Raw genomic sequence first — 25,305 nt, 5'->3', positions numbered from 1 at the left:
TTCAATTATTTGGATGCGTCGTAGAACGTGTCATCAGAAACCGTAGCCGCCATACCTTTCTTTGTTTCTTTTTCACACTTGCCTTTATCGCCACCACAAATATCACAAGCCACCTCCATTCCTAGGGCACTCATGCCACCACAGGAACCAGAAATAGGCTTTCTCCCCATTAACACACCAACAGACATTGCTGTAACCAACAACAGCATTAAAACAAACGCCATAACTATCGTTAACATAAGGTCACCCCCAAAATAAATGAATAGCCTTCTTTAGTTTAAATAAGGCTTAAAAGCGTCCGAGGAACGCTCCTCAAAACCAAAATCCGTTTTCACTAATAAATAAGCTGCAATGCCATTTTTTTGCGCAAACTCAAGCCCTTTATCAGGCCCTAATACGGTAATTGCTGTCGCAAGACCATCTGCCATAGTAGTGGTCTTTTCGACAACCGTTACAGAAACCAATTTATGTGTAATCGGCTTCCCAGTTACAGGGCTAATCGTATGAGAATATCTCACACCATTTTTTTCAAAATAATTGCGATAATCCCCTGACGTTGCAACCGCTACGTTTGTTATCGCAATAACACGCTCAGCAATATCGTGGCCGCCTGCAGGACTTTCGATCGCGATCCTCCAAGGAGAACCATCCGCTTTCATGCCTTTTGAAACGATCTCACCGCCGACCTCTACCAAATAGCTGTCAACACCTTGTGCTTCTAATACTTTTGCGACGACATCGACGCCATACCCTTTCGCAATAGACGACAAGTCCACGTATATGTCTTTATCTTTTGACAAACGACGACCGTCAAGAGACAAAAGTCGGTAACCAACAAGAGACTTAGCCTCATCAATTTGAGCTTGGCTAGGCACTTTATCTTCCCGCTTACCTGGCCCAAATCCCCACAAATTCACCAGCGGGCCTATAGTAACATCGTACTCACCACCACTCATTTCACTTATTAATAACGCCTTATCAATAACGTACGCCATATCTTCACTAATCGTAGCAGATTGGCCCGCAGGCAATTTATTAAACAAAGACAGCTCAGAGTTCGGATCGTAGGTAGACATCAATTTATTCACCTTAACCAAGGCAGCATCAACATCATCTTTTAGACCGGAAGAACCGTCTACCTCTTCCGTCGAAAAAAACTTCACTGTGTAGGTAGTACCCATGGTCGGGCCAGAAAAACTCACCAGTTCAGGGCTGAACACAGACATGCGGTAAACAACCGCAACCATTACAAATAGAACAGCAAAAAATAGTATTTTTTTACGCATACATCGTCTTTTTAGTTGCCAATAAAACAAAGACCCACCAATTGGTGGGCCTTTATTTGGGTGCTAGCCACCGAAATCATCAAGTAAGATGTTTTCTTTTTCAACACCAAGATCTTCCAACATTTTGATCACAGAAGCGTTCATCATTGGAGGTCCACACATGTAGAACTCACAATCTTCTGGAGCTGGGTGATCTTTCAGGTAGCTTTCATACAACACATTGTGAATGAAGCCAGTCTTCCCTTCCCAATTATCTTCAGGCTGAGGATCAGACAGTGCTAAATGCCATTCAAAGTTTTCGTTTTCTTCCTGAAGCTTATCGTACTCTTCAGTATAGAATGCTTCTCGCACACTACGAGCACCGTACCAGAAAGAAATCTTACGTTTCGAATTCAGGCGTTTCAATTGGTCAAAGATGTGCGAGCGCATTGGAGCCATACCAGCACCACCACCAACGAACACCATCTCGGCATCAGTATCTTTGGCAAAGAACTCACCAAATGGACCGTACACTTTGATTTTATCGCCTGGCTTCAAGCTAAACACATAAGACGACATTTGACCCGGCGGTAAATCGTCTTTCCCTGGAGGCGGAGAAGCAATACGAATATTAAACTTCACAATGCCTTTTTCTTCTGGGTAGTTAGCCATTGAATAAGCACGGATAACGGTTTCATCTACCTTAGAAACAAACTTCCAAAGGTTAAATTTATCCCAATCACCACGGTACTCTTCTTCGATATCAAAATCTTTGTAATGTACAGTGTGGGCAGGCGCTTCAAGCTGCACATAACCACCAGCACGGAAATCTACGTTTTCACCTTCTGGCAATTTTAACGTTAATTCCTTGATGAAAGTGGCCAAGTTAGGGTTGGACTGAACGGTACACTCCCAAGCTTTAACACCGAACACCTCTTCAGGTACCTCTACATCCATGTCTTGCTTCACAGAAACCTGACAGGATAAGCGATAACCTTCTTTTTCATCACGGCGAGTAAAGTGCGACTGCTCTGTAGATAGCATAGAGCCACCACCACTAGTCACTTTACATTTACACTGAGCACAAGTACCACCACCACCACAAGCTGATGACAGGAAAATGCCGCTGTTCGCCAAAGTTTGAAGCAACTTACCACCAGCTGGAGCCGTTACTTCTTTTTCACCATTGATGCGGATTGTTACGTCCCCAGTACTTACCAAGCGCGCACGAGCAGCAAGGATAATTGCCACTAATGCAAGCACGATAGCTGTGAACATCACCACACCTAGAATAATCTCTAAGTTGACCATGTTAGTTAAACCTTATTCTTGGTTGCCTGTATGCGCAGCCAATTAAAGCTGCACACCAGAAAATGACATAAAACCTAAACTCATTAGACCAACAGTGATGAACGTGATACCAAGACCACGTAGACCTGCAGGAACATCAGAATATTTAAGTTTCTCCCGAATACCAGCTAGCGCAGCAATTGCCAACGCCCAACCAACACCAGCACCCACACCGTAAACAACACTTTCACCAAAGTTGTAATCACGCTCAACCATGAACAGTGACGCACCCATGATGGCGCAGTTTACTGTGATAAGTGGTAAAAACACACCAAGCGCGTTGTACAGCGCTGGCATGTATTTATCCAAAGTCATTTCCAAAATTTGAACCACAGCAGCAATAACACCAATGTAGCTCAATAGACCTAGAAAACTAAGATCAACACCTGGTAAACCAGCCCACTCAAGCGCGCCATCTACCAATAGATTTTGGTACAACAAGTTGTTCAGAGGAACCGTGATTGCCAAAACAACAACAACCGCTATGCCCAAACCTATCGCCGTTTCTACTTTTTTGGACAATGCCAAAAAGGTACACATACCAAGGAAGAAAGCTAACGCCATGTTTTCAACAAAAACAGCCTTAACAAATAGACTTATTAAATGTTCCATTTATAGCGCCTCCTGAGAACGAGAATTCGCTGCAATCTTGAATTCAGGCTCTTCAACTTGCTCTTTCTTGTAAGAACGCAAAGCCCAAATAACCAAACCAATAACGAAGAATGCGCTAGGTGGAAGCAACATCAAACCGTTTGGCTGATACCAACCACCATTCTGAACAGTAGCAAATATTTCCACGCCAAAAAGTTTGCCAGCACCCAACAATTCACGGAAGAAAGCAACTATGATCAACATAGCGCTATAACCCAAACCATTACCAATGCCATCAACAAAACTCATGACAGGACCATTCTTCATCGCAAACGCTTCTGCGCGCCCCATTACGATACAGTTCGTAATGATAAGACCAACGAATACAGAAAGCTGTTTACTGATTTCGTAAGCAAATGCTTTCAAAACCTGATCTACCACAATTACCAAAGAAGCAATGATGATCATCTGAACAATGATACGAATACTGTTTGGAATATGGCTACGAATAATCGCAATAAAAAAGCTTGAGAAAGCCGTTACCAGAGTTAAGGCGATTGCCATAACCAAACTGACACTCAAACTACTTGTCACCGCCAATGCAGAACAAATACCTAATATTTGCAATGCAATAGGATTATTGGCAAGAATCGGCCCAAAAAGGACTTTTTTCACATCAGACATTATTGAACTCCTTCGCTACGCAGCTGAGACAAGAAAGGTCCAAAACCTTCTTGACCTAACCAGTACTGAACAAGATGAGTCACCCCACGGCTTGTCAATGTCGCACCTGATAGACCATCTACTTTGTACATGGCTTTAGGATCAGAGCTATCTACACCACCTTTGGCAAGCTGAATAACAGCCTCACCTTGGTCATCATAGACTTTCTTGCCTTTCCACAGGGCTTTCCAGTTAGGATTATCAACCTCACCACCCAATCCAGGTGTTTCGGCTTGGTCATAAAAACCAAAACCTATCACGGTATTGAAGTCATTCTTTAACGCCATAAAGCCATACATAGTGGACCATAAGCCGTAGCCATGCACTGGCAGAATGATGCGATCAATATTATCGCCAGACTTCACAAGGTAAACCGCAGAAAAGTTTGAACGGCGCTTAATACCTGCCGGATCATTACCTTTCAATGAAACCGATAAACTTGGATCTTTGGCCGCTGCTTGCTGATCAAATGTTGCTACATTGATCCCTGCAGTCTGAAGCTCTTCTTGTGTCGCAAACTGACCTGTTTGCAAGTTCACAATACGAGTTTCAACCGATTTGAAAATCTCATCAACTGACTTGCCTGGTTCAAGCATGCTAGCAGCCGATAAAATATTGCGTTTACGGTCTAAATCTTTATTGGTGTTCTGAATAGGCTTAAGACCTACTGCTGCAGCCGCAACAAAAATAGAACAAACCAAACACAAAGATAAAGCAACTATAATGGTCTTTTTAATACTATCGTTACTGCTAGCCATTGCGTGCAATCCTCCGTTTAATGTTTGCCTGAACAACAAAGTGGTCAATAAATGGCGCAAACAAATTCGCGAAAAGAATTGCCAACATCATACCTTCTGGGTATGCAGGGTTAACAACACGAATCAGCACAACCATCAAACCAATCAACGCACCATAGAACCACTTACCACGGTTCGTCATTGACGCAGATACTGGATCCGTAGCCATGTACATCATACCAAAGGCAAAACCACCCAAAACAAGGTGCCAATACCAAGGCGTTGCAAACATTGGGTTGCTGTCAGAACCAATAACATTAAACAATGCAGAGGTCAGAATCATGCCCAACATAACACCAGCAACAATACGCCATGCAGCGATTCTCATCACAAGCAATGCGCCGCCACCGATCAAGATAGCCAAAGTCGATGTTTCACCCATTGAGCCCTGAATAAAGCCAAAGAATGCATCAGACCAAGCAACGGTAAGACCTGCCACACCATCGGCAGCAAGTTGACTTAGCGCTGTCGCACCAGAGAATCCGTCTACAGCTGTCCAAACCGCATCACCAGACATAGATGCTGGGTACGCAAAGAATAGGAAAGCACGACCCGCTAGTGCTGGGTTAAGGAAGTTTTTACCTGTTCCACCAAACACCTCTTTCGCCAAGACAACACCAAAGGTGATACCAAGAGCGACCTGCCATAAAGGCACAGTTGCAGGCAAAGAAAGAGAGAATAGGATAGAGGTTACAAAGAAACCTTCGTTAACTTCATGCTTACGCACAGAAGCAAACAACACTTCCCAGAAGCCACCAACCACAAAAGTAACAAGATACACAGGCAAGAAGTACATTGCGCCGTAAATCATGTTGTCCCAAATGCTTGACGCACTGTAGCTGGTCAAGCCACCGATAATGGCATGACGCCAAGAGTCGGCAGGTGCCACTCCCATCGCTTCCATTGCAGTATTCGCTTGGAAGCCAATGTTATACATACCAAAGAACATCGCAGGGAAGGTACACATCCACACCAAAATCATAATGCGCTTCATATCAACCGCATCACGAACATGTGAACCATTTTTAGTAACAGAACTTGGACGATAAAAAATCGTATCTACTGCTTCGAACAGTGCATACCATTTTTCATATTTACCACCTGAGTGAAACTCAGGTTCTATTTTATCGAGTACTTTTCTAAGCCCCATGAATTAACCCTCTTTCTCTATTAGAGTTAGGCAATCACGAAGGATCGGACCATATTCGAACTTACCTGAGCAACTGTAAGTACACAAAGCCAAATCTTCATCGTCCAACTCAAGCGCACCAAGCTTTTGAGCCTGCTCTGTATCATTCACAACCAACGCTCGTAGCAGTTGAGTTGGCAGAATATCAAGCGGCATAACGCGCTCAAAATTACCCAACGGCAACATAGTACGATCACTACCATTGGTAGTGGTTGTCATATCGAATGATTTTTTACCAGTGAGTTTTGACAAGAACACATTCATAATAGAATGTTTTTCTACACCGGCACGAAGGTAATGCATCATTTGACGCTCACGACCTTCTAGCAATACAGATACCTGGCTATGGTAACGACCCAAGAAAGCGTAAGGCCCTTTAGCGTTACGACCAGAAAGCACAGATCCAGAAATAACTCGATTATCTCCTTCTGCTAACTCGCCAGCCAAAAGACCGTCTAAATTGGCACCAACTTGAGTACGAAGCAAACGCGGCTTCTTAACTTGAGGACCAGCAACAGCCACAACACGTTCGACACTCAATTCACCCGTAACAAACAGTTTGCCGATCGCTACCACATCTTGGTAGTTAATTGACCATACTGTTTTTTTATCGCTTACTGGATCAAGAAAATGAATGTGTGTACCAGCAAGACCCGCTGGATGAACACCCGCAAATTCTTCTACTGCCACATCTGACGTAGTGGGAATTTTTGCTCCAGGTGCTTTACATAGAAACACCTTACCTTCCGTCAAACGCGTCAATACAGTCAGGCCGTCAGCAAATGCTTCGGCTTGATCTGCAAGCACAACTTCAGGGGAAGCAGCAAGAGGGTTAGTGTCAATAGCGGTAACAAAAATGGAACGTGGCGCGGACGCTATTTCAGGCACTTTAGAGAATGGGCGAGTGCGAAATGCGGTCCATAATCCAGAGTCAACCAGATTATCTACGACTTTGCTGCGCTCTAGAGATTTCAACTCTGAACCAGAATAAGAAGCGAAGGTTTCAGACTCGTTGCCTTCTACATTAATGACAATCGATTGAAAAACACGTCTTTCGCCACGGTTGATCGCCGTTATCGTACCAGAAGCAGGAGCCGTGTATTTCACGCCTTCCGTTTTCTTATCTGTAAAGATAACTTGACCTTTTTTAACCTTATCCCCTTCCTTAACTAACATGGTGGGTTTCATTCCATGATAGTCAGGACCGATAACAGCAACCGTTTTAGCAACAGCAGCCGCCTCAATCACTTGATTGGGAGCACCTGAGATCGGTAGATCTAGGCCTTTTGTAATTTTATACATATGTTCTGCCCAACAATAAATTGAACACAAAAAGCGTAATGCGAATTGCTCACACCCCCCTCCGGGAAATCATGCATGAACGAACAACGACATTAAAGACATTGTAAAACGCAAACTCACTTCACCAAAAAACCGACGTATTATAAAGATCATTCCTGCCATTGACCAGCTCATGACGCCGTCTTTAAGCACCAACTTTTATTTAAAAGTACTACTTTGTCCTTATTACCGTACTTGCAGGCCCAAAAAAAACCATTTGTTTGTTGTTTTATTACGAAAAACACCCCGAAAATAGATTTAGATCGAGCATGAATACATAAAATTCAAGTAAATCAATCCAAACAACGCTTCACCTCGTACTATAGTGAGTTGCCATCCCCAATCTAAAACGACACAATATCGCCTCAATACTTGTAGGCCAGAACACGGAAGAAAGTGATGATCAAACCTGAAGCTCAAATCCACATTAAAAACTTACGTTTACGAACCTATATAGGATTCAATGAATCAGAAAAAGAAAACAAACAAGACGTCATCATCAATGCATGGATTCATTACCCTGCAACCCAAGCGTACGACACCGACAACGTGGAAAAAGCCGTAAACTATCGAACCATCTGCAAAGAAATGATAGCGCACACTGAAAACAACCGCTTTCTTTTACTCGAAAAGCTAACCGCCGACCTACTCGCACTTTGTATGTCTGCCGATCACGTCACTTTTGCAAAGGTCGAAGTAGCTAAGCCACACGCTTTGCGCTTTGCCGACTCCGTGTCCTTAACCTTGTCCGCCACAAGAGAACCACAAGCCTAACATGTCAGAATCTGTCTCAATCACTCAAAAGCCCGGCTTCAAAAATCTAATCCATGGCATAGATGGCAGTCGTTCAGCGCTGCAAATATTAGCCATTGCGGCGCAACACAAACAACCTATTCTATTCATGGCAAACACCGTTGCTGAACTCAACGAGCTTGAAGACGAAATACAGTTTTTAAATCAAAAAAACAGCGAGATTTTACGATTTAGTGATTGGGAAACACTCCCCTATGATGCTTTCTCCCCTCATCAAGACATCATTTCGCAGCGCCTCGAAACACTGGCAAAACTGACAGAAACGAAAAACCCGATTGTATTAACCACTGTTGCGTCATGCCTGACTCGCCTTTGCCCAAAGCAACACCTTGACGCCCAACGTTTTCACTTAAGTGAAGGACAAGAATTACCCTTAGAGCAACTTTCCAGAAAGCTCACCAACGCAGGCTACTTAAATGTAGACAACGTACACGAACATGGCGAATATGCGATCCGCGGCGCACTGATGGACGTTTTCCCAATGGGAGCAGAAAGCCCCATACGAATTGACTGGTTTGACAACGAAATAGAGTCCATTCGCTGGTTCGATCCTGAAACCCAACGCAGCATCAGCAAAGTCACTGAAATAAAAATGCTGCCAGCCAAAGAGTTTCCGACCACACCTCAGGGCATCCAACACTTTAGACAGGCTTTCCGAGAACACTTTGACGCAGACCCACTGTCTAGCCCCCTTTACCAAGACATCTCCAGCGGGATAATCCCGGCAGGCATTGAATATTACCTGCCTCTTTTCTTTGAAAAAACCGCCAGTGTCTTCGACTATCTGCCAGATAACACCCTGATTATTCGATCCAATAATTTCAACGATCAATTTGCCAGCATTCAGCTAGATTACCGCAGTCGACACGAATCGTTGAACTACAACATTGAGCGCCCCATTCTCAAACCGGACGAAATCTGCCTAAAAGAAGACGAGCTTTTCGGGCTGCTAAATCAATATACCAATGTCATTTTCTCAAACGAAGGCGAGCACACGATTTATAAGGCTTTGGAAAACGTCAAAATAGACTCCAAAGCCGCTCAACCACTCAGCAAACTTCAAACCTTCTTAGCACAAACCACGGCCAGAGTATTGATTGTTGCCGAATCAGCCGGTCGCCGAGAAGCACTATTAGAATTGCTAAAAAAGCACAACATCAAACCCAAACACGTTGAAAACTGGGCCGCATTTACAAAGTCAACCAAAGGCCTCGCCATTACTGAAGGCAACATAGGTCGTGGGTTTGTGATCGGTGACGAGATCGTTCTCATTCCGGAAAGTGAGATATTGGGCGAGCGTGTTTCTCAGCATCGCCGACGGAATAAACACAACAACATCAGCGAGGACGCGATTATTCGCAACCTCACCGAGCTGAGACTTAACGCTCCGGTTGTGCACATTGATCATGGTGTAGGTCGCTATTTAGGCCTAACCAACCTCGAAATAGACGGACAAGAAACCGAATTACTGACTCTAGGTTACGCGAATGACGCAAAACTGTATGTGCCCGTTTCGTCTTTGCAGCTTATTTCTCGTTACACAGGCGCAGATGAAGACACCGCCCCGCTGCACAAACTGGGTACCGACAAGTGGAGTGTCGCAAAACAAAAAGCCGCTGAAAAAGCCCGCGATACCGCCGCAGAGCTATTAGAAATTTACGCCCAGCGCGAAGCCCGTGTGGGTTACGCTTTCGCCAAACCCGATGACCAATACGAATTGTTTGCTGCGGGCTTTCCATTTGAAGAAACCCCAGACCAGCAAATGGCCATTGATGCCGTAATGAAAGACATGTCTTCGAAAAAACCAATGGACCGCTTGGTGTGTGGTGACGTGGGGTTTGGTAAAACGGAAGTCGCCATGCGCGCCGCCTTCCTCGCCGTACAAGATGGCAAGCAAGTGGCAGTATTAGTGCCAACCACACTGCTGGCTCAGCAACATTATGAAAATTTTTGCGACAGATTTGCTGATTGGCCAGTTGAAGTCGAACTCTTGTCACGCTTTCGCTCCGGCAAACAATCTAACGCAGCAATTGACCGACTAGAATCTGGCAAAGCAGACATTGTTGTTGGCACCCACAAACTCATCCAAAGTGACGTCAAGTTCGCTAATTTAGGGCTGGTCATCATCGACGAAGAGCATCGCTTTGGCGTCAAACAAAAAGAGCAATTTAAAGCACTGAGAGCAGAAGTAGACATTCTCACCTTGACCGCCACCCCCATCCCAAGAACACTTAACATGTCACTGTCTGGCATTCGGGATTTGTCGATTATTGCCACACCGCCAGCGAAACGCCTGTCTGTAAAAACGTTCGTTAAGCAAAAAGACGAACACCAAATAAAAGAAGCCATTTTGCGAGAGCTGCATCGTGGAGGACAGGTTTACTACTTACACAATGAAGTTCAAACCATCCAAAAAGCGGCTGAAGAACTAGAAGAGTTGATCCCCGAAGCACGGGTCATTGTTGGCCATGGTCAGATGCGTGAGCGAGAGCTAGAGCAAGTCATGTCCGACTTTTACCACAAAAGAGCCAACGTGCTGGTCTGCTCTACTATTATAGAAACAGGCATCGACATACCAAATGCCAACACCATCATTATCGAACGTGCTGATAAGTTTGGCTTAGCCCAGCTGCATCAATTGCGGGGTCGAGTCGGCCGATCTCATCATCAAGCATACGCTTATCTGCTCACCCCAAACGACCGCAAAGTCACGGGAGATGCTGAGAAACGCCTAGAGGCCATTACATTAGCAGATACACTGGGCGCTGGTTTCACACTGGCCACTCACGATTTGGAGATTCGGGGAACAGGTGAGTTACTCGGTGACGGCCAAAGTGGGCACATTGAACACGTAGGCTTTTCACTGTTTATGGACATGTTAGACAGAGCCGTTAAATCGCTTAAAAATGGTGAGTCGCCCGACATCGACATCACTTCTCCAGCACAAACAGACATCAACCTGCGTGTCCCAGCATTGATCCCTGAAGACTACCTAGGCGATGTGCATTCACGATTGATCCTGTATAAACGCATAGCCAGCGCAAAGAGCAGCGAAGAATTAAAAGATCTTCAAGTCGAAATGATCGACCGCTTTGGCCTATTGCCTGATGCGACGAAAAACCTTTTCCGACAAACCGAGCTCAAGTTGAAAGCCGAAAGCTTAGGTATTAACAAAATTGAAGCCAACTCAAAAGAAGGTAAAATATTCTTTAGCGCGAAAACACCCGTTGATCCAATGAAACTCATAAAACTGATCCAAACCAAACCGGATCGTTATAAGTTAGTCGGATCAGACACATTGAAATTCCTAACACCAATGAACAGTGCCGAAGAGCGCTTCCAACAAACCACCATGACATTGGAACTATTACATTGAAATCTTTACTCACGATCGCCTTATCACTCTCCCTGATAAGTACCACGCTTTTCGCAGAAGAAGAGCAAATAAACCCAGACACAGCCAGAGCCTACCAAGCTTATCTTGTGACATTCACCTGGCCTGAAAACCAATCGACTGAACAGGTCGATTACAAAAACGTCTTATCAACGAAGCAGTTGCTCAGACTAACAGACGAAGACGTGGCGGCCAACGACGCTTCTCAAGAGACTGACAACGCGGCACCATTTGGCAACATAGAGGAAAAGATTGGCAGACATGTGAACATCTTAGTAAACAAAAGCTGGACGTTGATTTTCAAATACCCCGGCGATCGAATTGAAAAAGAATTTTACAGCCAACAAACAAAAGACAACTACCCAGAGCTAACAGGCCATATCGCCATCAAATTGGGCCGTTATTTGGAATCAGACATACATTATCAACATTATTTATTTGATAGCTTCACCATTCCAGATTATGTACAAGCAGACTCACACAACACACTGTCAGAAATGAGTGCCTCACCATTTCAAGTAGCCAACACAAACACAGCACCTGAATTTAAAGAGTTTGAACCAGCGTTGGTACTAACCCTGAACCAAAGCAACAAAACCGCCAGCAAAAAAGTAAATTATCTTGATCATCCAACCATTGGCACATTGCTGTATTTTGAGCCGATCGAACTGGAAGACGCGATCGAAAAAATCGCCCTACAAACAGTCGCCCCCGAAACGGGTGCAAGCTTGAATTACACAGAGTTAGAAAGCACCAACGAGCTATCTAACTAAACAGCCGTAGAGCTGGCCAGCTAAGAAATAAAAAATGGGAGATACAAAGCACCTCCCATTTTTTTTGTATTCGACACTCTCATCTCATGGGAACTTGGATGAATTAATAACCTCGAGTCTGAGTCAATCGACCAATCCACGACACGGCTTTTTGCTCCAATGCTGAGAAAAATGACAAGCCCAATCGCTCAGCCACTCCTTTCGGCTGCTTATAAACCACCTGTATGACTTCCGCTGCATCGTAATGCGAAACCAAATACGCATCACTTGTCATAACTTGATCTATCAGTTTATTTTCTAACGCTTCAGAGCCATACCATGTATCACCTGTTGCAATACCTTCAATATCAAGTTGCGGGCGCTGAGTGGACACAAAACGCTTAAACAACCCATGAGTGTCTTCCAAATCCTGCTTGAACTTCTCACGCCCTTCATCGGTATTCTCACCCAGCATCGTTAAGGTACGCTTGTATTTACCTGCCGTATGCAGCTCAACATCAATCAAACTTTTATCAAGCAATCGATGCACATTGGGGATTTGAGCAACCACACCAATAGAACCAAGAATTGCAAAAGGGGCTGCAATGATTTTATCGGCAACACAGGCCATCATATAACCACCACTGGCCGCCACTTTATCGACACAAATCGTCAACGGGATATTGGCCTCACGAATACGTTGCAACTGAGAAGCCGCCAAACCGTAACCATGCACTACACCGCCACCACTTTCTAATCGCACCACCACTTCATCTTGCGGCTTAGCAACACTCAAAACAGCGGTAATTTCTTCTCGCATTGACTCAACCGCAGAGGCTTTGATATCACCGTCAAAATCCAGAACATACAGTCGCTTCTTCGACTCTTCTTCAGGGCTTTTAAACGACTTTTTCTGCGATTTTTTTTCTGCTTTTTCCTTTTTCTTCTTTTCTTTCTCAATATTTTTAAGCGTCTTTTTGTCCAGTAACTGGCGATCAAGCTCCTCTTTCATGGCGTCATAACGCTCATTTAACTTAACCACCGACAAACTTCCTGGCTGGGATTTACGCTTCCCACTGGATAACATCGCCAAAAGAAAACCAATCACCAAAGCCACACTCAAAAGCTTTAATAAAAAACCCGCGTAATCCGCTAAAAATTCCAATTTTTATTTCCCCTAAATAGTCATAAGCTCTAGGTATACTGGGGGTATTTTTGTAAATAACAATCTCTTTCAATGATATAACGCTATAGATACTGTTTTGTATTTGCCTTATTATCTGCACACTTTGAAAAGCCTTCCTAGTAAAAATAATTATAAGAAAGCTAACAAGATTTTTTTTGATTGCCTCAATAAAGTAGAAAAATCCTGTTAATTTTTTTGCACATTTAAGTGCCTTTCTATAAAGGAGCAATCAATGACGCCGTCACTGTCCCAATCATTTGGAAGAAACTTCCTCGGTGCTTCGCCACTTTGGTACAAACAAATAATCCTAGCTTTTTTGATCATCAACCCTATCGTTTTGGTCGTATTAGGGCCATTCGTCGCAGGATGGCTATTAATTATTGAGTTTATTTTCACGCTGGCCATGGCTCTAAAGTGCTACCCCTTACAACCTGGCGGCTTGTTAGCTATTGAAGCCGTTGTACTTGGGCTAACCTCTCCAGAAGGGGTGTACAATGAAGTTTCTCATAACATTGAAGTTATTTTGCTTTTGATGTTCATGGTGGCCGGCATCTACTTTATGAAAGACATGCTGCTATTTATCTTTAATAAACTGCTTGTAAAAATTAAATCGAAAATCGTTATTTCGTTGATCTTTAGTTTTTCTGCCGCCCTGCTCTCTGCCTTTCTAGACGCATTAACCGTCACAGCCGTACTTATTAGTGTTGGCGTCGGCTTTTATTCGGTGTATCACAAGGCCGCTTCCGGCCAAAGCTCCAATAAAAACCACGACCACGGAAAAGACGACTCCATCTTGCCGGTGAACACTGAGGACTTAAATGAGTTTCGTTCTTTTTTACGTGATCTTCTTATGCACGGAGCCGTTGGCACAGCACTTGGCGGTGTCGCAACCTTAGTTGGCGAACCACAAAACTTGCTCATTGCTAAAGTCGCAGGCTGGAACTTCGGTGAATTTTTTCTTCATGTAGCGCCTGTTTCGATACCGGTCCTAATTTGTGGACTACTAACCGTTATCGTTTTAGAGAAAACAGCTTGGTTTGACTACGGTGCACAGTTACCAGATACCGTTCGAGACATTCTAAATAATTTTGAAAAAGAGGAAAGCCAAAAACACACCAACAAAACAAAAGCACAGCTGATTGTTCAAGGTGTTGTCGCTATCGTTTTGATACTGTCCCTTGCTTTCCATGTTGCTGAAGTTGGTTTAGTCGGTTTGATGGTTATCGTCCTATTAACCTCATTCAATGGCATCATTGAAGAACATCGTATCGGTCACGCATTTGAAGAATCACTGCCTTTCACAGCGTTATTAGTGGTATTTTTCACTGTTGTATCCGTCATTCATTCTCAACATTTATTTCAACCAGTCATTGATGTTGTGCTGAATATGCCCACCGATAGCCAACCTCTCATGTTGTTTATCGCAAACGGACTGCTCTCTGCGATCAGTGATAATGTCTTCGTTGCAACGGTTTATATTAATGAAATCAAAGCCGCACTGGATTCAGGCGCCATAACTCGCGAGCATTTTGATACCTTAGCGGTCGCAGTGAATACCGGCACCAATCTACCAAGCGTAGCCACACCGAATGGACAGGCCGCGTTCCTATTTTTACTGACATCTGCCATCGCACCTTTATTGCGATTGTCTTATGGCAAAATGGTATGGATGGCTCTGCCTTACACAATAGTACTCAGTATTGTTGGTGGCCTTTGTGTGACGTACTTACTGTAGCCTCTTCCATAGGCACAAAAAAAGCCTTCATGTTATTTGAAGGCTTTTTTAAATTTGGGTTACTCAACTTGTAAAATTGAGTACCTAATGTTTTATCCGCCACAACGATTGACCAGACTTTTTATCAATCAAATCCAAGCGTTCTTCATGGACTTTTAACTCTTCTTCGCTGGCTCTAATTACCTTTAAAGCAGGTCTGCTTGCAGCAAGACGACGTATTTTTTCCACATCACCTTCTTCTTTTGACTCAGACTCAGAACTGCTGGCCAAACCCAAGCTGGTTTGACCGCCCGTCATCAGCAAATACACATCCGCAAGGATTTCAGAGTCCAATAAAGCGCCGTGCAGCTCGCGGTGGGAGTTATCAATACCATAACGCTTACAAAGAATATCTAGGTTATTCTTTTGACCGGGGTGTTTTTTACGTGCGTACACCAAACTATCAAAGACCCCACAAACCTCGGCGGTTTTTGGGAAGCCACCAATACGAGCAAACTCGTGATCCATAAAGCCAATATCAAACGGGGCGTTATGAATGATCAGTTCAGCCCCTTTGATAAAATCAAAGAACTCTTGCGCAATTTCATGAAAACGCGGTTTATCCGCCAAAAATTCATTACTGATTCCGTGTACTCGGAATGCTTCTTCTTCGACTTCTCGGTCTGGGTTGATGTAAACATGAAAGTGACGCTTCGTTAATTTACGTCCGATCATCTCCACACAACCTATCTCGATTATACGATGACCTTGCTTCGGATCGATGCCCGTTGTTTCCGTATCAAGAACAACCTGTCTCATGATGCCGCCCTTAATTGATCAATGCCTTGATTTGCCAATTGGTCGGCAATTTCATTGCCCTCTATCCCAGCATGACCTTTTACCCACTTCCAAGTAACGTCATGATATTGGCATTGCTCATCCAAGGCTTGCCAAAGGTCTTTATTCTTAACCGGCTGCTTAGAAGCCGTCATCCAGCCCTTTCGCTTCCAACCCGCCAGCCATTCGGTAATGCCTTTTTGAACATAGGAGGAGTCCGTGTAAAGTGTGACGGAGCACTTTTCTTTCAATGCACGCAACCCTTCAATGGCCCCCATCAACTCCATACGATTGTTGGTTGTGTCTTGCTCACCACCACACAATCGTTTCTCATGCTCACCAAAGGTCAGCCAAGCGCCCCAACCACCAATGCCAGGGTTTCCCTTGCACGCACCGTCTGTGTACATTACAACCTTTTTCACTCTTTCATCTCTTTTACTGTTGGCTTCGATAATGGCGGCACTCGAACTCGAGCCCCAGACCAACGAGGTTTCAATGGAATAAAACGCCTTACCTGTTTAGTCGCGGTCATTACATATACCCCACTAAATGGCAGCTTCAACGGCCTTAGCATTTTATCAATCCAATTAAATCGAGACCGCCACTTACCACTTTGCAATGGCGGCTCGTAATAAATAAAGCGTTTTGTATCTAACGTCAGTCCGGCTACTTTTAACCAGTCCTCAAGTCGTTGATGCGCAATAAACTGACCGCACCAAGGCGCTTTTACTTTTTTTCTAAACAGGCGGCACAGCCCCCACAAACTCCAAGGGTTAAAACCAATAATAATGAGTTTACCGCTTGGCAATAACGTTCTTGTTGCTTCTCTCAAGTCATCATGAGGTGTAGCAGAAATATCAAGGGTGTGATGAAAAATATGCACATCCACGCCATCCGCTTCGAAAGGCAGCTCACTCGCCCTAGCAACCACAGTATGGCTAGGCGCACCAAATTCCAGTACTGGCGCAATGATAATACTTTCTCTAAGGCGATGATTTTGTAATGGAAGATCCTTGAGTGGCGACTGTGTGACTAAGTAATATCCCACGGCTGAGTCAAGCTCAGCAACAAGCTCTTTTCGCTCCTGCTCTAAGACACTCTCACCCAAGTCTGTTTTATACCAATTTTGAAAAAATTGTCTTGATTGATCATCCAACATACAATGAATTCTCTATTTATAACGGCATGACGATGTATTTATTTTTAAGCACGCCATACGAAATATAACAACCTATACAAAGTTGACAACCTATGACCATCTTTCCGCTTCCTGCTTTTCAAGACAATTATATCTGGATAGTCCAAGATAAAGATAGTTCAGACATCTGGGCAGTAGACCCAGGCGATGCCGAGGTCGTTTTGGATTTTTGCACCCAGCACAGCGCAACACTAACAGGCATTTTGATTACACATCACCACAAAGATCATACTGGTGGCGTTGCGGTATTAAAACACCATACAAACTGCCCAGTTTACGGCCCTAGCCACCTGAAAGAGCTGGTGACACATCCCGTGATAGATGGAGACAAAATCACCGTATTTTCAAATGACTTTCAAGTCATCGCAACCCCCGGGCACACGCTAGACCATTTATGTTATTTTTCAGAAGGCGATCAGCCTGTATTATTTAGTGGTGATACCTTATTCAAAGGGGGTTGCGGAAGGATAATGGAAGGCACGCCAGAGCAGATGCTCAACGCCATGCAAAAGATAGCTAATCTTCCAGATCACACCTACATTTACGCAACTCACGAGTACACTTTAGCCAATTATCGTTTTGCCCTTTCTCTAGAACCAGAAAACAAACCTTTAATTCAAAGTAACCTGACTAGCCATACACAGCGCACGAATAACGAACCAACACTGCCTACCACACTGCATCTCGAGAAAAAAACCAACCCGTTTTTAAGAACCCACATCGAGTCACTTAAAAACCATGCAGCACAACAACTTAACGAGATTCCAGCCAATGATTACGTCGCGGCATTCAGTCAGGTAAGGCGTGCCAAAGATAGTTTTAGTTGACCTCTCTCGTCACACCTTTAAAATGTCCAAACTTTACTCAAATTTGTGGCCTACATGATATATAAAATTTTCTGGATTTGTCTTGCCAGCCTAGCCCTAAGCGCATGTCAAACCACCTCAAAATTAGAAAAAAACGACGCTCCTATTGAATCTATAGAATCGGCTGACGACACAGACATCGTTGAGGCTGACACAGAACAACTTGGCTTTATTGATACCGTTCCTCCTGTAAACAGCGCAGAAGAAGAAATACTTCCAGAAGAAGAACCTGTCGTTGCTGTCACCAAGCCTAAAGCGCCAGCAGACATTTGGGAAAGAATTCGTGCCGGATATCAACTTAACCTAGATATTGACCGTCCACGTCTGTCATCACAACTTCGCTGGTTCAGCTCCCATCCATCGTATTTGGATCGAGTGTCTAAACGAGGGGAACGTTACCTTTACTATATTGTAGATGAACTAGAAAAAGCCGGTATTCCTACCGAAATAGCCTTGTTACCTATCGTAGAAAGTGGTTTTGATCCATTTGGCTACAGTCACGGGCGCGCTTCGGGTCCGTGGCAGTTCATTCCGTCAACCGGTCAAATGTATGGCCTCGACCAAACATGGTGGTATGACGGACGCAGAGACATCATTGGCTCAACTCAAGCGGCTATTGCCTACTTAACGCGACTTAATAAAATGTTTGATGGTAACTGGCTGCACGCCCTTGCCTCGTACAATTCCGGCGAAGGCACCGTTTTAAGAGCCATCAGAAAGAATAAAAAAGCAGGTAAACCAACCGATTTCTGGTCATTGGATCTACCAAAAGAAACGCGTGCTTATGTACCCAAGCTGATTGCGTTAGCTAAAATCATCAAGAACCCAGAGAAGTACAACTATTCGACCTATTTCATTCCTAATAAGCCGTATTTTGATGTCGTCAATATTGGCGGGCAGCTCGATTTAGCGCAAGCAGCAGACATGGCTGAAATAAGCATCGATGAAGTGTACTTGTTGAACCCTGGGTTTAACCAATGGGCGACATCACCAGATGGCCCTCATCGCTTATTAATGCCAATTTCTAAAGCCAAGCAATTTAGAACAAAATTGGCTGAGATTCCAAGTAATGAGCGCGTCACCTGGGTTCGATACACCGTTAAAGCCGGCGACAACTTATTGCTAGTGGCAAAGCAACACAATACAACCGTCAATGTTCTTCAGGATGTAAATAAGATTTCCTCCACCATGATACGAGTTGGCCAAGAACTTATGATTCCTGTGGCGGGCAATAAAATTGAAAGCTACACGCTAAGCTCGCACCAACGATTGCTCGCGAAACAGTCTCGCGCACCAAATCGCAATCGAATAAAAATCAACTACACCGTGAATGCGGGAGACAGTTTATGGTTGATCTCCAATAAATACGGCACGGACAGCAAAACGCTGGCTCGCTGGAACAATATGGGATTAGCCGACCCATTGATGCCAGGCAAAAAATTAGTTGTGTGGTTAGAGCCAAAACCTTCTGAAAGCGGCACTCGCAGCGTCATGAAAAAAGTGGTTTATACCATTCGTTCAGGCGAATCCCTTGCGGTGGTGGCCAATAAATTCAAAGTATCCATCAATGACATTAAAGATTGGAACCCTAAAGTTGGCAGCCAAAAATATGTTCAACCAGGTGATAAAGTCACACTCTTAGTCAACGTGGTTGGTGGTTAACAACCACCTTCACAGACACAACCGCACACAAAAAAGGGCTGATCAATCAGCCCTTTTTTTACAATTATGTTTGACCTAACCAATCATCATTCGTATCGGCAAAGGTACGCCGTGGTTTCTTCCACTTTTAACTGAAAAGATTGATTGGCTTCCACAATAAACGTATCGCCTTTCACAAATGTCTTCCATTCACTTTGATCTGGCAGTTTAACCGTTAGCGCACCCGACACGACCGTCATGTACTCTCTCTGACTTGTGCCAAACTCATAGTCGCCAATAGACATGACACCAACAGTCGATGTGCCTTCAGCATTGTCTAGCGCAATGGATTTTACTTTTTCATCAAAATAGCTGTTTACGGTTAACGCTGCACTCATATATAAACTCTCATTTTCGTTATAAATTTCGGTACAATATCAAGTTTGATCAATCCGTTATTACGTATTCTACTGAGTCTTATTACCTGCCATTTGTTCGATGATCCACTCTTTAAAAGCCAACATGGCGGAGGTCACAGAGCGGCGTTTTTCGTAAACAAGGTAAAAAGATCGGTTGGTGATTAAATGCTGATCAAAAAGCACTTTTAACGTTCCGGCTTCAATTTCCGGCATAATCAATTCTGGGTCGGTAAGCGATATGCCCAAGCCTTGGGCCGCAGCACCAGCCGTTAACGAGCCGCTTGAAAACATCAGTCCTCGACGAAACAGTTTCGGATCAAGATCATGCTGCTGAAGCCAATCATGCCACTCATCCTTTCGTTTGGTGACATGAAGCAATGGATAAAAGCGCATGTCTTCTGGCTTAACAATCGGCTGTTCAGGCTTAATCAATCTAGGATTACAAACAGGAGCAAGGCGTGCAGGTCGTAAATAATGCGCCTCAACATCCTCCCAATCGCCACTACCAAAGTAAACGGCCATATCAATATCATTGGCCGAAAAGTCGATCAAACCAGTAGACGAGCTAATCTCAATTTGAATGTCAGGGTAGCGATCTTGGAAACTCTCCATTCTCGGCATCAACCAACGCGTTAGGAATGCAGGCGCCACAGCCAATCGCAAAGAACCGCTTTTTTGTTTGCTCTTTAACTCCGATGTGGCGCTTTCTAATTGCTCGAAAATGCTTTTAATTGGCTTTAAGTATGACTCCCCTGCGTCCGTTAATATCACTTTTCGCTTAGTGCGTCGAAACAACTCAAGGCCAAGAAAACTTTCCAAGCCTTTGATTTGATGACTGATTGCGGAAGGTGTTACAGACAATTCTTTGGCTGCTTTGTTGAAACTGCCATGTCGAGCAGCAGATTCGAAACACTTCAATGAATTTAACGGGGGCAAACGATTAATAAGCTCATCTCCAATAGATAAGAAAGATTAACCAATAACGTGAATATGACTTATCTGTCAATTAATAAATCATATCTTCTAAAAAATCGTCCAATATTAACCTGTTACTCGTCTTCATCGCCCAAGTCGACGGCAGATGTATTACGCTTAGCAGGCAACTTGAAGGCGTCAAAACCGTCTTGCTGATTATCATGGAAACGTGCTTTAGCAGCCGATTTTTTCGGTGATTTCTTCTGTGACTTCGGCGCTGTTTTTGCCTTAGGTTTATTGTTAATGGCGCGAGCAGGCTTTGGCGGCACCAGCCCTTTAAATTTCGCCTCAAAACCGTCTATCACCTCAATCGAAAACGTTTTTTGCAAGTACGCTTCAATGGCTTTAAAGTTTACCCAGTCCTTTGGACCAACCAATGAATAAGCATCACCTTTAAACCCGGCACGACCAGTTCGCCCAGTTCTATGGACAAACTCTTCCGCTTGCTTAGGCAGATCGAAGTTAAACACATGCGAAACACTAGCAATGTCCAAACCGCGTGATGCCACATCGGTACTGACCAAAACATCAAACTGACCTTTTGCAAAACTCTCCATCGTTTTATTACGCGCGCTTTGCGATAGATTACCGTTTAATGCCTGAGTACTCAGCCCCCAGCTTGCAATGATTTCAGACAAACGTACCGTATCACTTTTCGTTGCAGTAAACACAATCGCCTGCTTGATCGTTTGCCCTACTAACAAATGCTTCAAAAGCGCTTCTTTATGATCTAAATGGTCACATAAAAACACATGTTGGGAAATATCAGTGTGCTCGTCAAAGCCTTGACCAACCGCCACACGAGAAGGCTCTCTTAGCAGTTCATTGGCAATCGCGCTCACATCGGTATTGTCTAATGTCGCAGAAAAGAACAGCGTCTGACGTTGGCGGTGATTAGCGGCATCATTGATGGCTCGCATCGCATCCGCAAAGCCTAGATCCAACATGCGATCAGCTTCGTCCAAAATAAGCAACTCAAGCCCCTCTAAGAACACATGACGTTGCTTTAGATGGTCAACTAAACGTCCTGGTGTCGCGACGATAAAATGAGGGTCTTTTTGCAGCGACTTATGTTGGTCGTTAAAATTTTCCCCACCCTGAATAAGGATGGAAGTAAAACGACTGGATGCCAGCAAAAGTCGCAACTGACCATAGACTTGTTTTGCCAACTCGCGAGTTGGTACTAAAATCACCACACGAGGATCACGTTTAGACAACGCTTTTTTCTTGTAAACGCGGTGCAGAGCAGGCAAAAGATAAGCGAGTGTTTTTCCAGATCCAGTTTTTGACGACGCCAATAAATCACGCCCGGCCATCGCTTCAGGAATAGCGCGAGCTTGAATTTCCGTCGCCACATCAAACCCTAAATGACCGATAGACGTTAAAATACGATTATCAAAACCAAATTCTTTGAATAACAAACAAATACCCCTTTAAAACAAAAATACGGCACAAACAAAACGTTGCGTTTAATCTACTTATTATAACCTAGGAGCGTGAAAATTCGTTATTCATCTTTCATTAAAAGGTAGCTTTTACCGGCACTAATAAGGCCAATACCCTCGCCCTCTGATGTTTTTACCGGTTCAAGATACTCAGCAAGATCATAAAAGACATTTCTACCCACCAACGCCTTCAATCCGTAACGCATTGAGACATAGGGACGCTCTTCATTCTGAAAAAACGCCATCCACAAATCACAACCAACACCCAACACCAGGCGGTCGTCTGTATGAGTAACAAATTCAATAGCCTTACCCAGCTCACTGTCGACCCACTGCCAACCAACCACCAAAAAAGGCGCATCTTCAACCTGAATTCGAACCTTTTCAACCGGCGTTACTAAAAAGTACTCGCCCTTTTCAAACCACAAAATACGGCTAAACATAGTTACCATCGCCGGGCGTTTTATTTTGCCACCTTCATGAATCCATTCACCATTTGCCTTTATGACAAGATCCATGTCACCACAAAATGGCGGCGTCCATGTATGCACAGGAGGCAAACTGGCCGTCGTTTCTGGTAAACCTTTTAAATCCATCATGATTATTTCCTCCTCTTTATGATGAGTCCGAGCTCGCAGGCCACCGCGTTGATACCTAACAGAATTAACTTACCTCACACCAACTACAATATTATTCAACTTGAGGGCAAAGCCTTGAATGCATTTCACTGTTAGAATAGCCACAACAAACAATGTGACAGAGCCAACAAGTCTCTGTCCTCTTTACCTTATTCAGAAGTGTGACATTATGAAATCGGAATTAGCAACTAAGTTTCAAGACCCAAGCCGTGGCGTCTACTTCATCGGCACAACACCGCCAAAATCTTCTTTAGAAGAAGAGCAATTAAGCCTAGTAAGCCAGAAGCTGATTGAACGTCTTAATAACATCGAAGTAGACGGTTTAATTGTCTACGACATACAAGACGAAACAAGCCGTATTGACAAGCCTCGCCCGTTTCCATTCATGGAAACTCACGACCCACGCGCATGGTCAAAACGCCTTCATCAGCAATCAGATAAGCCGGTCATTACATACAAATCCGTCTCATCACGCAGCTCTGAGGAGTTTTCTGGCTGGTTAACCGAAGCGTGGGAACAGTATGGCATTCGTGATTTGGTGTTGGTTGGCTCACCCTCTTCAAATGGTGATATTAAACTGCCGTTACCACAAGCTTATGAAACGCTAAAAGCATCACCGCACGACTTCAACCTTGGTGGCGTTACCATTGCTGAGCGTCATGCCAAAAAAGGCGACGAACATGTACGCCTATTGAAAAAATCTGAGTCAGGATGCGAATTTTTTATTTCTCAGGCTGTTTACAACCATCAAGCCACGGCGGATCTAATCAGCCGCTACGCAAGAGCATGCAAAGAAAAAGGCGAAGCACCAAAACGTATTATTTTGACGTTCACCCCATGTGGAAGTGCAAAAACACTTGAATTCATGGAATGGTTAGGAATTTCAGTACCAGACGCAACCAAACACCGTATTTTAGATGCTTCTGCACCATTGGAAGAATCTATTAAAATCTGTCGAAACGCGCTAGAACAAATTATCGAAACAGCGTTACCACTTGGCGTTCCTCTTGGCTTGAATATCGAAAGCTTAACCAATAGAAAAGAAGAAATTGACGCCTCAATTCAGCTATACAAACTGCTCAAGGCGACATTAGACCTTAAATTAGCAGAACAATCCCTGGCTAAATAAGCTCATCTAACTTTGATAACACTGAATCAATCTGAATGTGTTGCATGGCCTTAGGGTCATGCACTCTGGTTGACCAAGGCAATTCTGAGACTGGCTTTTGGTATTCCTCTTCTGCCAATACTCCGTAAACACTGACCACCTTATCCAAGTCTCGGTACGGACCTGTGCGCTGCGGATTTGAATGTGCATACAAACCTACCACAGGCGTTCCAACCAAAGTGGCCATATGCGCCGGCCCTGTATCTGGCGAAACCACTAATTCCGCCCCTTTTAGCACCGATAGCATACTGTTTAACGGCGTTTTGCCAACCAAATTAATCACTTCGTCGCCTCTATCGCCGATAACCACCTCAGCAAAATGTTGCTCGTCGCGCGATGGCCCTCCTGTTATGACAGGACAAATCTCTTTGTTTAAAAACCAGTCTAATACGGCCTGATAACCTTCAACCGTCCAATTTCGCTCCGCTTTAGAAGCCGACGGGTTGATCACCACATAACGGTTGGGTAGACCCAAATCTGGTTTAGGAAGCACCAACTCACAGGGTAAAGACGGCTCATGGACATCAAGCACACTTCCGATAGACAAAAAGGAGTCCAATACATGATCACCTTTTGGCTCTGGAGCAAATTCATTCACAAACCAATGCTGCTTTTCACGCGAATGCGACAGCGCAAAGCCTACTCGCCTCTTCGCCCGGATCATACGGGTTACTAGACTTGCCCTAATAGACCATTGCATGTGCAACAACACATCAAATACGCGTCCTTTTAGCTGAGAACGCAACGCCAACAAACCTGTAAAACCGGTTTTTTTATCGTATTCAACAACCTCAACACCATCAAGCAGACGGACTAGGTTCGCCTCCAAAGGCGATGTTACCCAAGTAACACACATGGCAGGGTGCCGTTTCATTATAGATTGAACCACAGCCATGGCATGACACACATCCCCCAGCGCAGATAAGCGAACGACGGCCAAATGTTGAATATTCTCTTGCTGCATATCTTCCTCTAGGGCTGCTTAAACTCGGCAAGTATTATA

The 25,305-nt window shown here is 44.1% G+C and carries 24 protein-coding genes; 7 read left to right on the top strand and 17 right to left on the bottom strand.

What is annotated here, in order from left to right; all coding sequences use genetic code 11:
• Positions 1–5: 5 nt before the first annotated feature.
• The 8 genes from nqrM to AABA11_RS06065 form a co-directional block, all read right to left on the bottom strand.
• A complete protein-coding gene (gene nqrM, locus AABA11_RS06100; RefSeq protein WP_265729202.1) occupies positions 6–239 on the bottom strand; it encodes a (Na+)-NQR maturation NqrM in 234 nt (77 codons plus the stop codon).
• A 33-nt stretch (positions 240–272) separates the two neighbouring features.
• A complete protein-coding gene (locus AABA11_RS06095; protein WP_265729201.1) occupies positions 273–1,286 on the bottom strand; it encodes an FAD:protein FMN transferase in 1,014 nt (337 codons plus the stop codon).
• A 63-nt stretch (positions 1,287–1,349) separates the two neighbouring features.
• A complete protein-coding gene (gene nqrF / locus AABA11_RS06090) occupies positions 1,350–2,576 on the bottom strand; it encodes an NADH:ubiquinone reductase (Na(+)-transporting) subunit F (protein ID WP_265729200.1) in 1,227 nt (408 codons plus the stop codon).
• Positions 2,577–2,618: 42 nt separating this feature from the next.
• A complete protein-coding gene (gene nqrE / locus AABA11_RS06085) occupies positions 2,619–3,227 on the bottom strand; it encodes an NADH:ubiquinone reductase (Na(+)-transporting) subunit E (protein ID WP_255825250.1) in 609 nt (202 codons plus the stop codon).
• The gene (locus tag AABA11_RS06080; RefSeq protein ID WP_265729199.1) at positions 3,228–3,890 is read right to left on the bottom strand and encodes an NADH:ubiquinone reductase (Na(+)-transporting) subunit D; all 663 of its coding nucleotides are present in this window, start codon (positions 3,888–3,890) and stop codon (positions 3,228–3,230) included.
• A complete protein-coding gene (locus AABA11_RS06075) occupies positions 3,890–4,687 on the bottom strand; it encodes a Na(+)-translocating NADH-quinone reductase subunit C (RefSeq protein WP_265729198.1) in 798 nt (265 codons plus the stop codon). The genes AABA11_RS06080 and AABA11_RS06075 overlap by 1 nt, the downstream gene beginning before the upstream one ends.
• Positions 4,680–5,876 carry an NADH:ubiquinone reductase (Na(+)-transporting) subunit B gene (locus AABA11_RS06070; protein WP_265729197.1) on the bottom strand — a complete coding sequence of 399 codons (1,197 nt, stop codon included), beginning with the start codon at positions 5,874–5,876 and terminating at the stop codon, positions 4,680–4,682. Before AABA11_RS06070 ends, AABA11_RS06075 begins: the two co-directional genes overlap by 8 nt.
• A 3-nt stretch (positions 5,877–5,879) precedes the next feature.
• Positions 5,880–7,217 carry a Na(+)-translocating NADH-quinone reductase subunit A gene (locus AABA11_RS06065; protein ID WP_338266280.1) on the bottom strand — a complete coding sequence of 446 codons (1,338 nt, stop codon included), beginning with the start codon at positions 7,215–7,217 and terminating at the stop codon, positions 5,880–5,882.
• Positions 7,218–7,655: 438 nt separating this feature from the next.
• Between AABA11_RS06065 and folX the strand changes: the two genes are divergently transcribed.
• The 3 genes from folX to AABA11_RS06050 are packed head-to-tail and all read left to right on the top strand — an operon-like array spanning position 7,656 to position 12,236.
• The gene (gene folX / locus AABA11_RS06060; protein WP_265729195.1) at positions 7,656–8,030 is read left to right on the top strand and encodes a dihydroneopterin triphosphate 2'-epimerase; all 375 of its coding nucleotides are present in this window, start codon (positions 7,656–7,658) and stop codon (positions 8,028–8,030) included.
• Position 8,031: 1 nt separating this feature from the next.
• The gene (mfd, locus tag AABA11_RS06055) at positions 8,032–11,445 is read left to right on the top strand and encodes a transcription-repair coupling factor (RefSeq protein ID WP_338266278.1); all 3,414 of its coding nucleotides are present in this window, start codon (positions 8,032–8,034) and stop codon (positions 11,443–11,445) included.
• Entirely contained in the window at positions 11,442–12,236 is a 795-nt protein-coding gene (locus tag AABA11_RS06050) for a CsiV family protein (RefSeq protein ID WP_338266276.1), read from the top strand. Before mfd ends, AABA11_RS06050 begins: the two co-directional genes overlap by 4 nt.
• A gap of 103 nt (positions 12,237–12,339) precedes the next feature.
• On the opposite strand, the gene sohB is transcribed toward AABA11_RS06050, so the two are convergent.
• The gene (sohB, locus tag AABA11_RS06045) at positions 12,340–13,380 is read right to left on the bottom strand and encodes a protease SohB (protein WP_338266272.1); all 1,041 of its coding nucleotides are present in this window, start codon (positions 13,378–13,380) and stop codon (positions 12,340–12,342) included.
• A gap of 253 nt (positions 13,381–13,633) precedes the next feature.
• Here sohB and nhaB point away from each other — a divergent pair, with 253 nt between their 5' ends.
• The gene (nhaB, locus tag AABA11_RS06040) at positions 13,634–15,136 is read left to right on the top strand and encodes a sodium/proton antiporter NhaB (protein WP_265729190.1); all 1,503 of its coding nucleotides are present in this window, start codon (positions 13,634–13,636) and stop codon (positions 15,134–15,136) included.
• Positions 15,137–15,220: 84 nt separating this feature from the next.
• Here the strand turns inward: nhaB and dnaQ are convergent, their stop codons facing one another.
• The 3 genes from dnaQ to AABA11_RS06025 are packed head-to-tail and all read right to left on the bottom strand — an operon-like array spanning position 15,221 to position 17,111.
• Entirely contained in the window at positions 15,221–15,934 is a 714-nt protein-coding gene (gene dnaQ / locus AABA11_RS06035) for a DNA polymerase III subunit epsilon (RefSeq protein ID WP_265729189.1), read from the bottom strand.
• Positions 15,931–16,374 carry a ribonuclease HI gene (gene rnhA, locus AABA11_RS06030; RefSeq protein ID WP_479481448.1) on the bottom strand — a complete coding sequence of 148 codons (444 nt, stop codon included), beginning with the start codon at positions 16,372–16,374 and terminating at the stop codon, positions 15,931–15,933. The genes dnaQ and rnhA overlap by 4 nt, the downstream gene beginning before the upstream one ends.
• Positions 16,371–17,111: a class I SAM-dependent methyltransferase gene (locus AABA11_RS06025; protein WP_338266267.1), complete on the bottom strand. Its 741-nt coding sequence runs from the start codon at positions 17,109–17,111 to the stop codon at positions 16,371–16,373. Before AABA11_RS06025 ends, rnhA begins: the two co-directional genes overlap by 4 nt.
• A 92-nt stretch (positions 17,112–17,203) precedes the next feature.
• Here AABA11_RS06025 and gloB point away from each other — a divergent pair, with 92 nt between their 5' ends.
• Positions 17,204–17,977 carry a hydroxyacylglutathione hydrolase gene (gene gloB / locus AABA11_RS06020; RefSeq protein ID WP_338266265.1) on the top strand — a complete coding sequence of 258 codons (774 nt, stop codon included), beginning with the start codon at positions 17,204–17,206 and terminating at the stop codon, positions 17,975–17,977.
• A gap of 54 nt (positions 17,978–18,031) precedes the next feature.
• Positions 18,032–19,678 carry a lytic transglycosylase gene (locus AABA11_RS06015; protein WP_338266263.1) on the top strand — a complete coding sequence of 549 codons (1,647 nt, stop codon included), beginning with the start codon at positions 18,032–18,034 and terminating at the stop codon, positions 19,676–19,678.
• Positions 19,679–19,764: 86 nt separating this feature from the next.
• On the opposite strand, the gene ppnP is transcribed toward AABA11_RS06015, so the two are convergent.
• From ppnP to AABA11_RS05995, 4 genes are all read right to left on the bottom strand, one after another.
• Entirely contained in the window at positions 19,765–20,055 is a 291-nt protein-coding gene (gene ppnP / locus AABA11_RS06010) for a pyrimidine/purine nucleoside phosphorylase (protein ID WP_265729185.1), read from the bottom strand.
• A 69-nt stretch (positions 20,056–20,124) separates the two neighbouring features.
• A complete protein-coding gene (gene gcvA / locus AABA11_RS06005) occupies positions 20,125–21,021 on the bottom strand; it encodes a transcriptional regulator GcvA (RefSeq protein WP_265729269.1) in 897 nt (298 codons plus the stop codon).
• A 104-nt stretch (positions 21,022–21,125) separates the two neighbouring features.
• Positions 21,126–22,472 (bottom strand): DEAD/DEAH box helicase, encoded by a 1,347-nt coding sequence (locus AABA11_RS06000; protein WP_265729184.1) that lies wholly within the window; start codon positions 22,470–22,472, stop codon positions 21,126–21,128.
• Positions 22,473–22,558: 86 nt separating this feature from the next.
• A complete protein-coding gene (locus AABA11_RS05995) occupies positions 22,559–23,095 on the bottom strand; it encodes a DUF1285 domain-containing protein (protein ID WP_338266258.1) in 537 nt (178 codons plus the stop codon).
• A gap of 208 nt (positions 23,096–23,303) precedes the next feature.
• On the opposite strand from AABA11_RS05995, the gene AABA11_RS05990 reads away from it, so the two are divergent.
• A complete protein-coding gene (locus tag AABA11_RS05990; protein ID WP_338266256.1) occupies positions 23,304–24,263 on the top strand; it encodes a methylenetetrahydrofolate reductase in 960 nt (319 codons plus the stop codon).
• Here the strand turns inward: AABA11_RS05990 and AABA11_RS05985 are convergent.
• Positions 24,256–25,266 (bottom strand): glycosyltransferase family 9 protein, encoded by a 1,011-nt coding sequence (locus tag AABA11_RS05985; RefSeq protein ID WP_338266254.1) that lies wholly within the window; start codon positions 25,264–25,266, stop codon positions 24,256–24,258. The genes AABA11_RS05990 and AABA11_RS05985 overlap by 8 nt on opposite strands.
• Positions 25,267–25,305 lie beyond the last annotated feature (39 nt).

Origin of the sequence: Marinomonas pontica, assembly GCF_036322735.1 — a bacterium.
Taxonomy (GTDB): domain Bacteria; phylum Pseudomonadota; class Gammaproteobacteria; order Pseudomonadales; family Marinomonadaceae; genus Marinomonas; species Marinomonas pontica.
This window is presented reverse-complemented; position numbering and strand designations above follow the sequence as displayed.

Bases quoted from the DNA above. Each gene is read 5' to 3' on its own strand.
- nqrM (WP_265729202.1), bottom strand. From the start codon at position 239: ATGTTAACGATAGTTATGGCGTTTGTTTTAATGCTGTTGTTGGTTACA.
- AABA11_RS06095 (WP_265729201.1), bottom strand. From the start codon at position 1,286: ATGCGTAAAAAAATACTATTTTTTGCTGTTCTATTTGTAATGGTTGCG.
- nqrF (WP_265729200.1), bottom strand. From the start codon at position 2,576: ATGGTCAACTTAGAGATTATTCTAGGTGTGGTGATGTTCACAGCTATC.
- nqrE (WP_255825250.1), bottom strand. From the start codon at position 3,227: ATGGAACATTTAATAAGTCTATTTGTTAAGGCTGTTTTTGTTGAAAAC.
- AABA11_RS06080 (WP_265729199.1), bottom strand. From the start codon at position 3,890: ATGTCTGATGTGAAAAAAGTCCTTTTTGGGCCGATTCTTGCCAATAAT.
- AABA11_RS06075 (WP_265729198.1), bottom strand. From the start codon at position 4,687: ATGGCTAGCAGTAACGATAGTATTAAAAAGACCATTATAGTTGCTTTA.
- AABA11_RS06070 (WP_265729197.1), bottom strand. From the start codon at position 5,876: ATGGGGCTTAGAAAAGTACTCGATAAAATAGAACCTGAGTTTCACTCA.
- AABA11_RS06065 (WP_338266280.1), bottom strand. From the start codon at position 7,217: ATGTATAAAATTACAAAAGGCCTAGATCTACCGATCTCAGGTGCTCCC.
- folX (WP_265729195.1), top strand. From the start codon at position 7,656: ATGATCAAACCTGAAGCTCAAATCCACATTAAAAACTTACGTTTACGA.
- mfd (WP_338266278.1), top strand. From the start codon at position 8,032: ATGTCAGAATCTGTCTCAATCACTCAAAAGCCCGGCTTCAAAAATCTA.
- nhaB (WP_265729190.1), top strand. From the start codon at position 13,634: ATGACGCCGTCACTGTCCCAATCATTTGGAAGAAACTTCCTCGGTGCT.
- dnaQ (WP_265729189.1), bottom strand. From the start codon at position 15,934: ATGAGACAGGTTGTTCTTGATACGGAAACAACGGGCATCGATCCGAAG.
- AABA11_RS06025 (WP_338266267.1), bottom strand. From the start codon at position 17,111: ATGTTGGATGATCAATCAAGACAATTTTTTCAAAATTGGTATAAAACA.
- gloB (WP_338266265.1), top strand. From the start codon at position 17,204: ATGACCATCTTTCCGCTTCCTGCTTTTCAAGACAATTATATCTGGATA.
- AABA11_RS06015 (WP_338266263.1), top strand. From the start codon at position 18,032: ATGATATATAAAATTTTCTGGATTTGTCTTGCCAGCCTAGCCCTAAGC.
- ppnP (WP_265729185.1), bottom strand. From the start codon at position 20,055: ATGAGTGCAGCGTTAACCGTAAACAGCTATTTTGATGAAAAAGTAAAA.
- AABA11_RS05995 (WP_338266258.1), bottom strand. From the start codon at position 23,095: ATGATGGATTTAAAAGGTTTACCAGAAACGACGGCCAGTTTGCCTCCT.
- AABA11_RS05990 (WP_338266256.1), top strand. From the start codon at position 23,304: ATGAAATCGGAATTAGCAACTAAGTTTCAAGACCCAAGCCGTGGCGTC.
- AABA11_RS05985 (WP_338266254.1), bottom strand. From the start codon at position 25,266: ATGCAGCAAGAGAATATTCAACATTTGGCCGTCGTTCGCTTATCTGCG.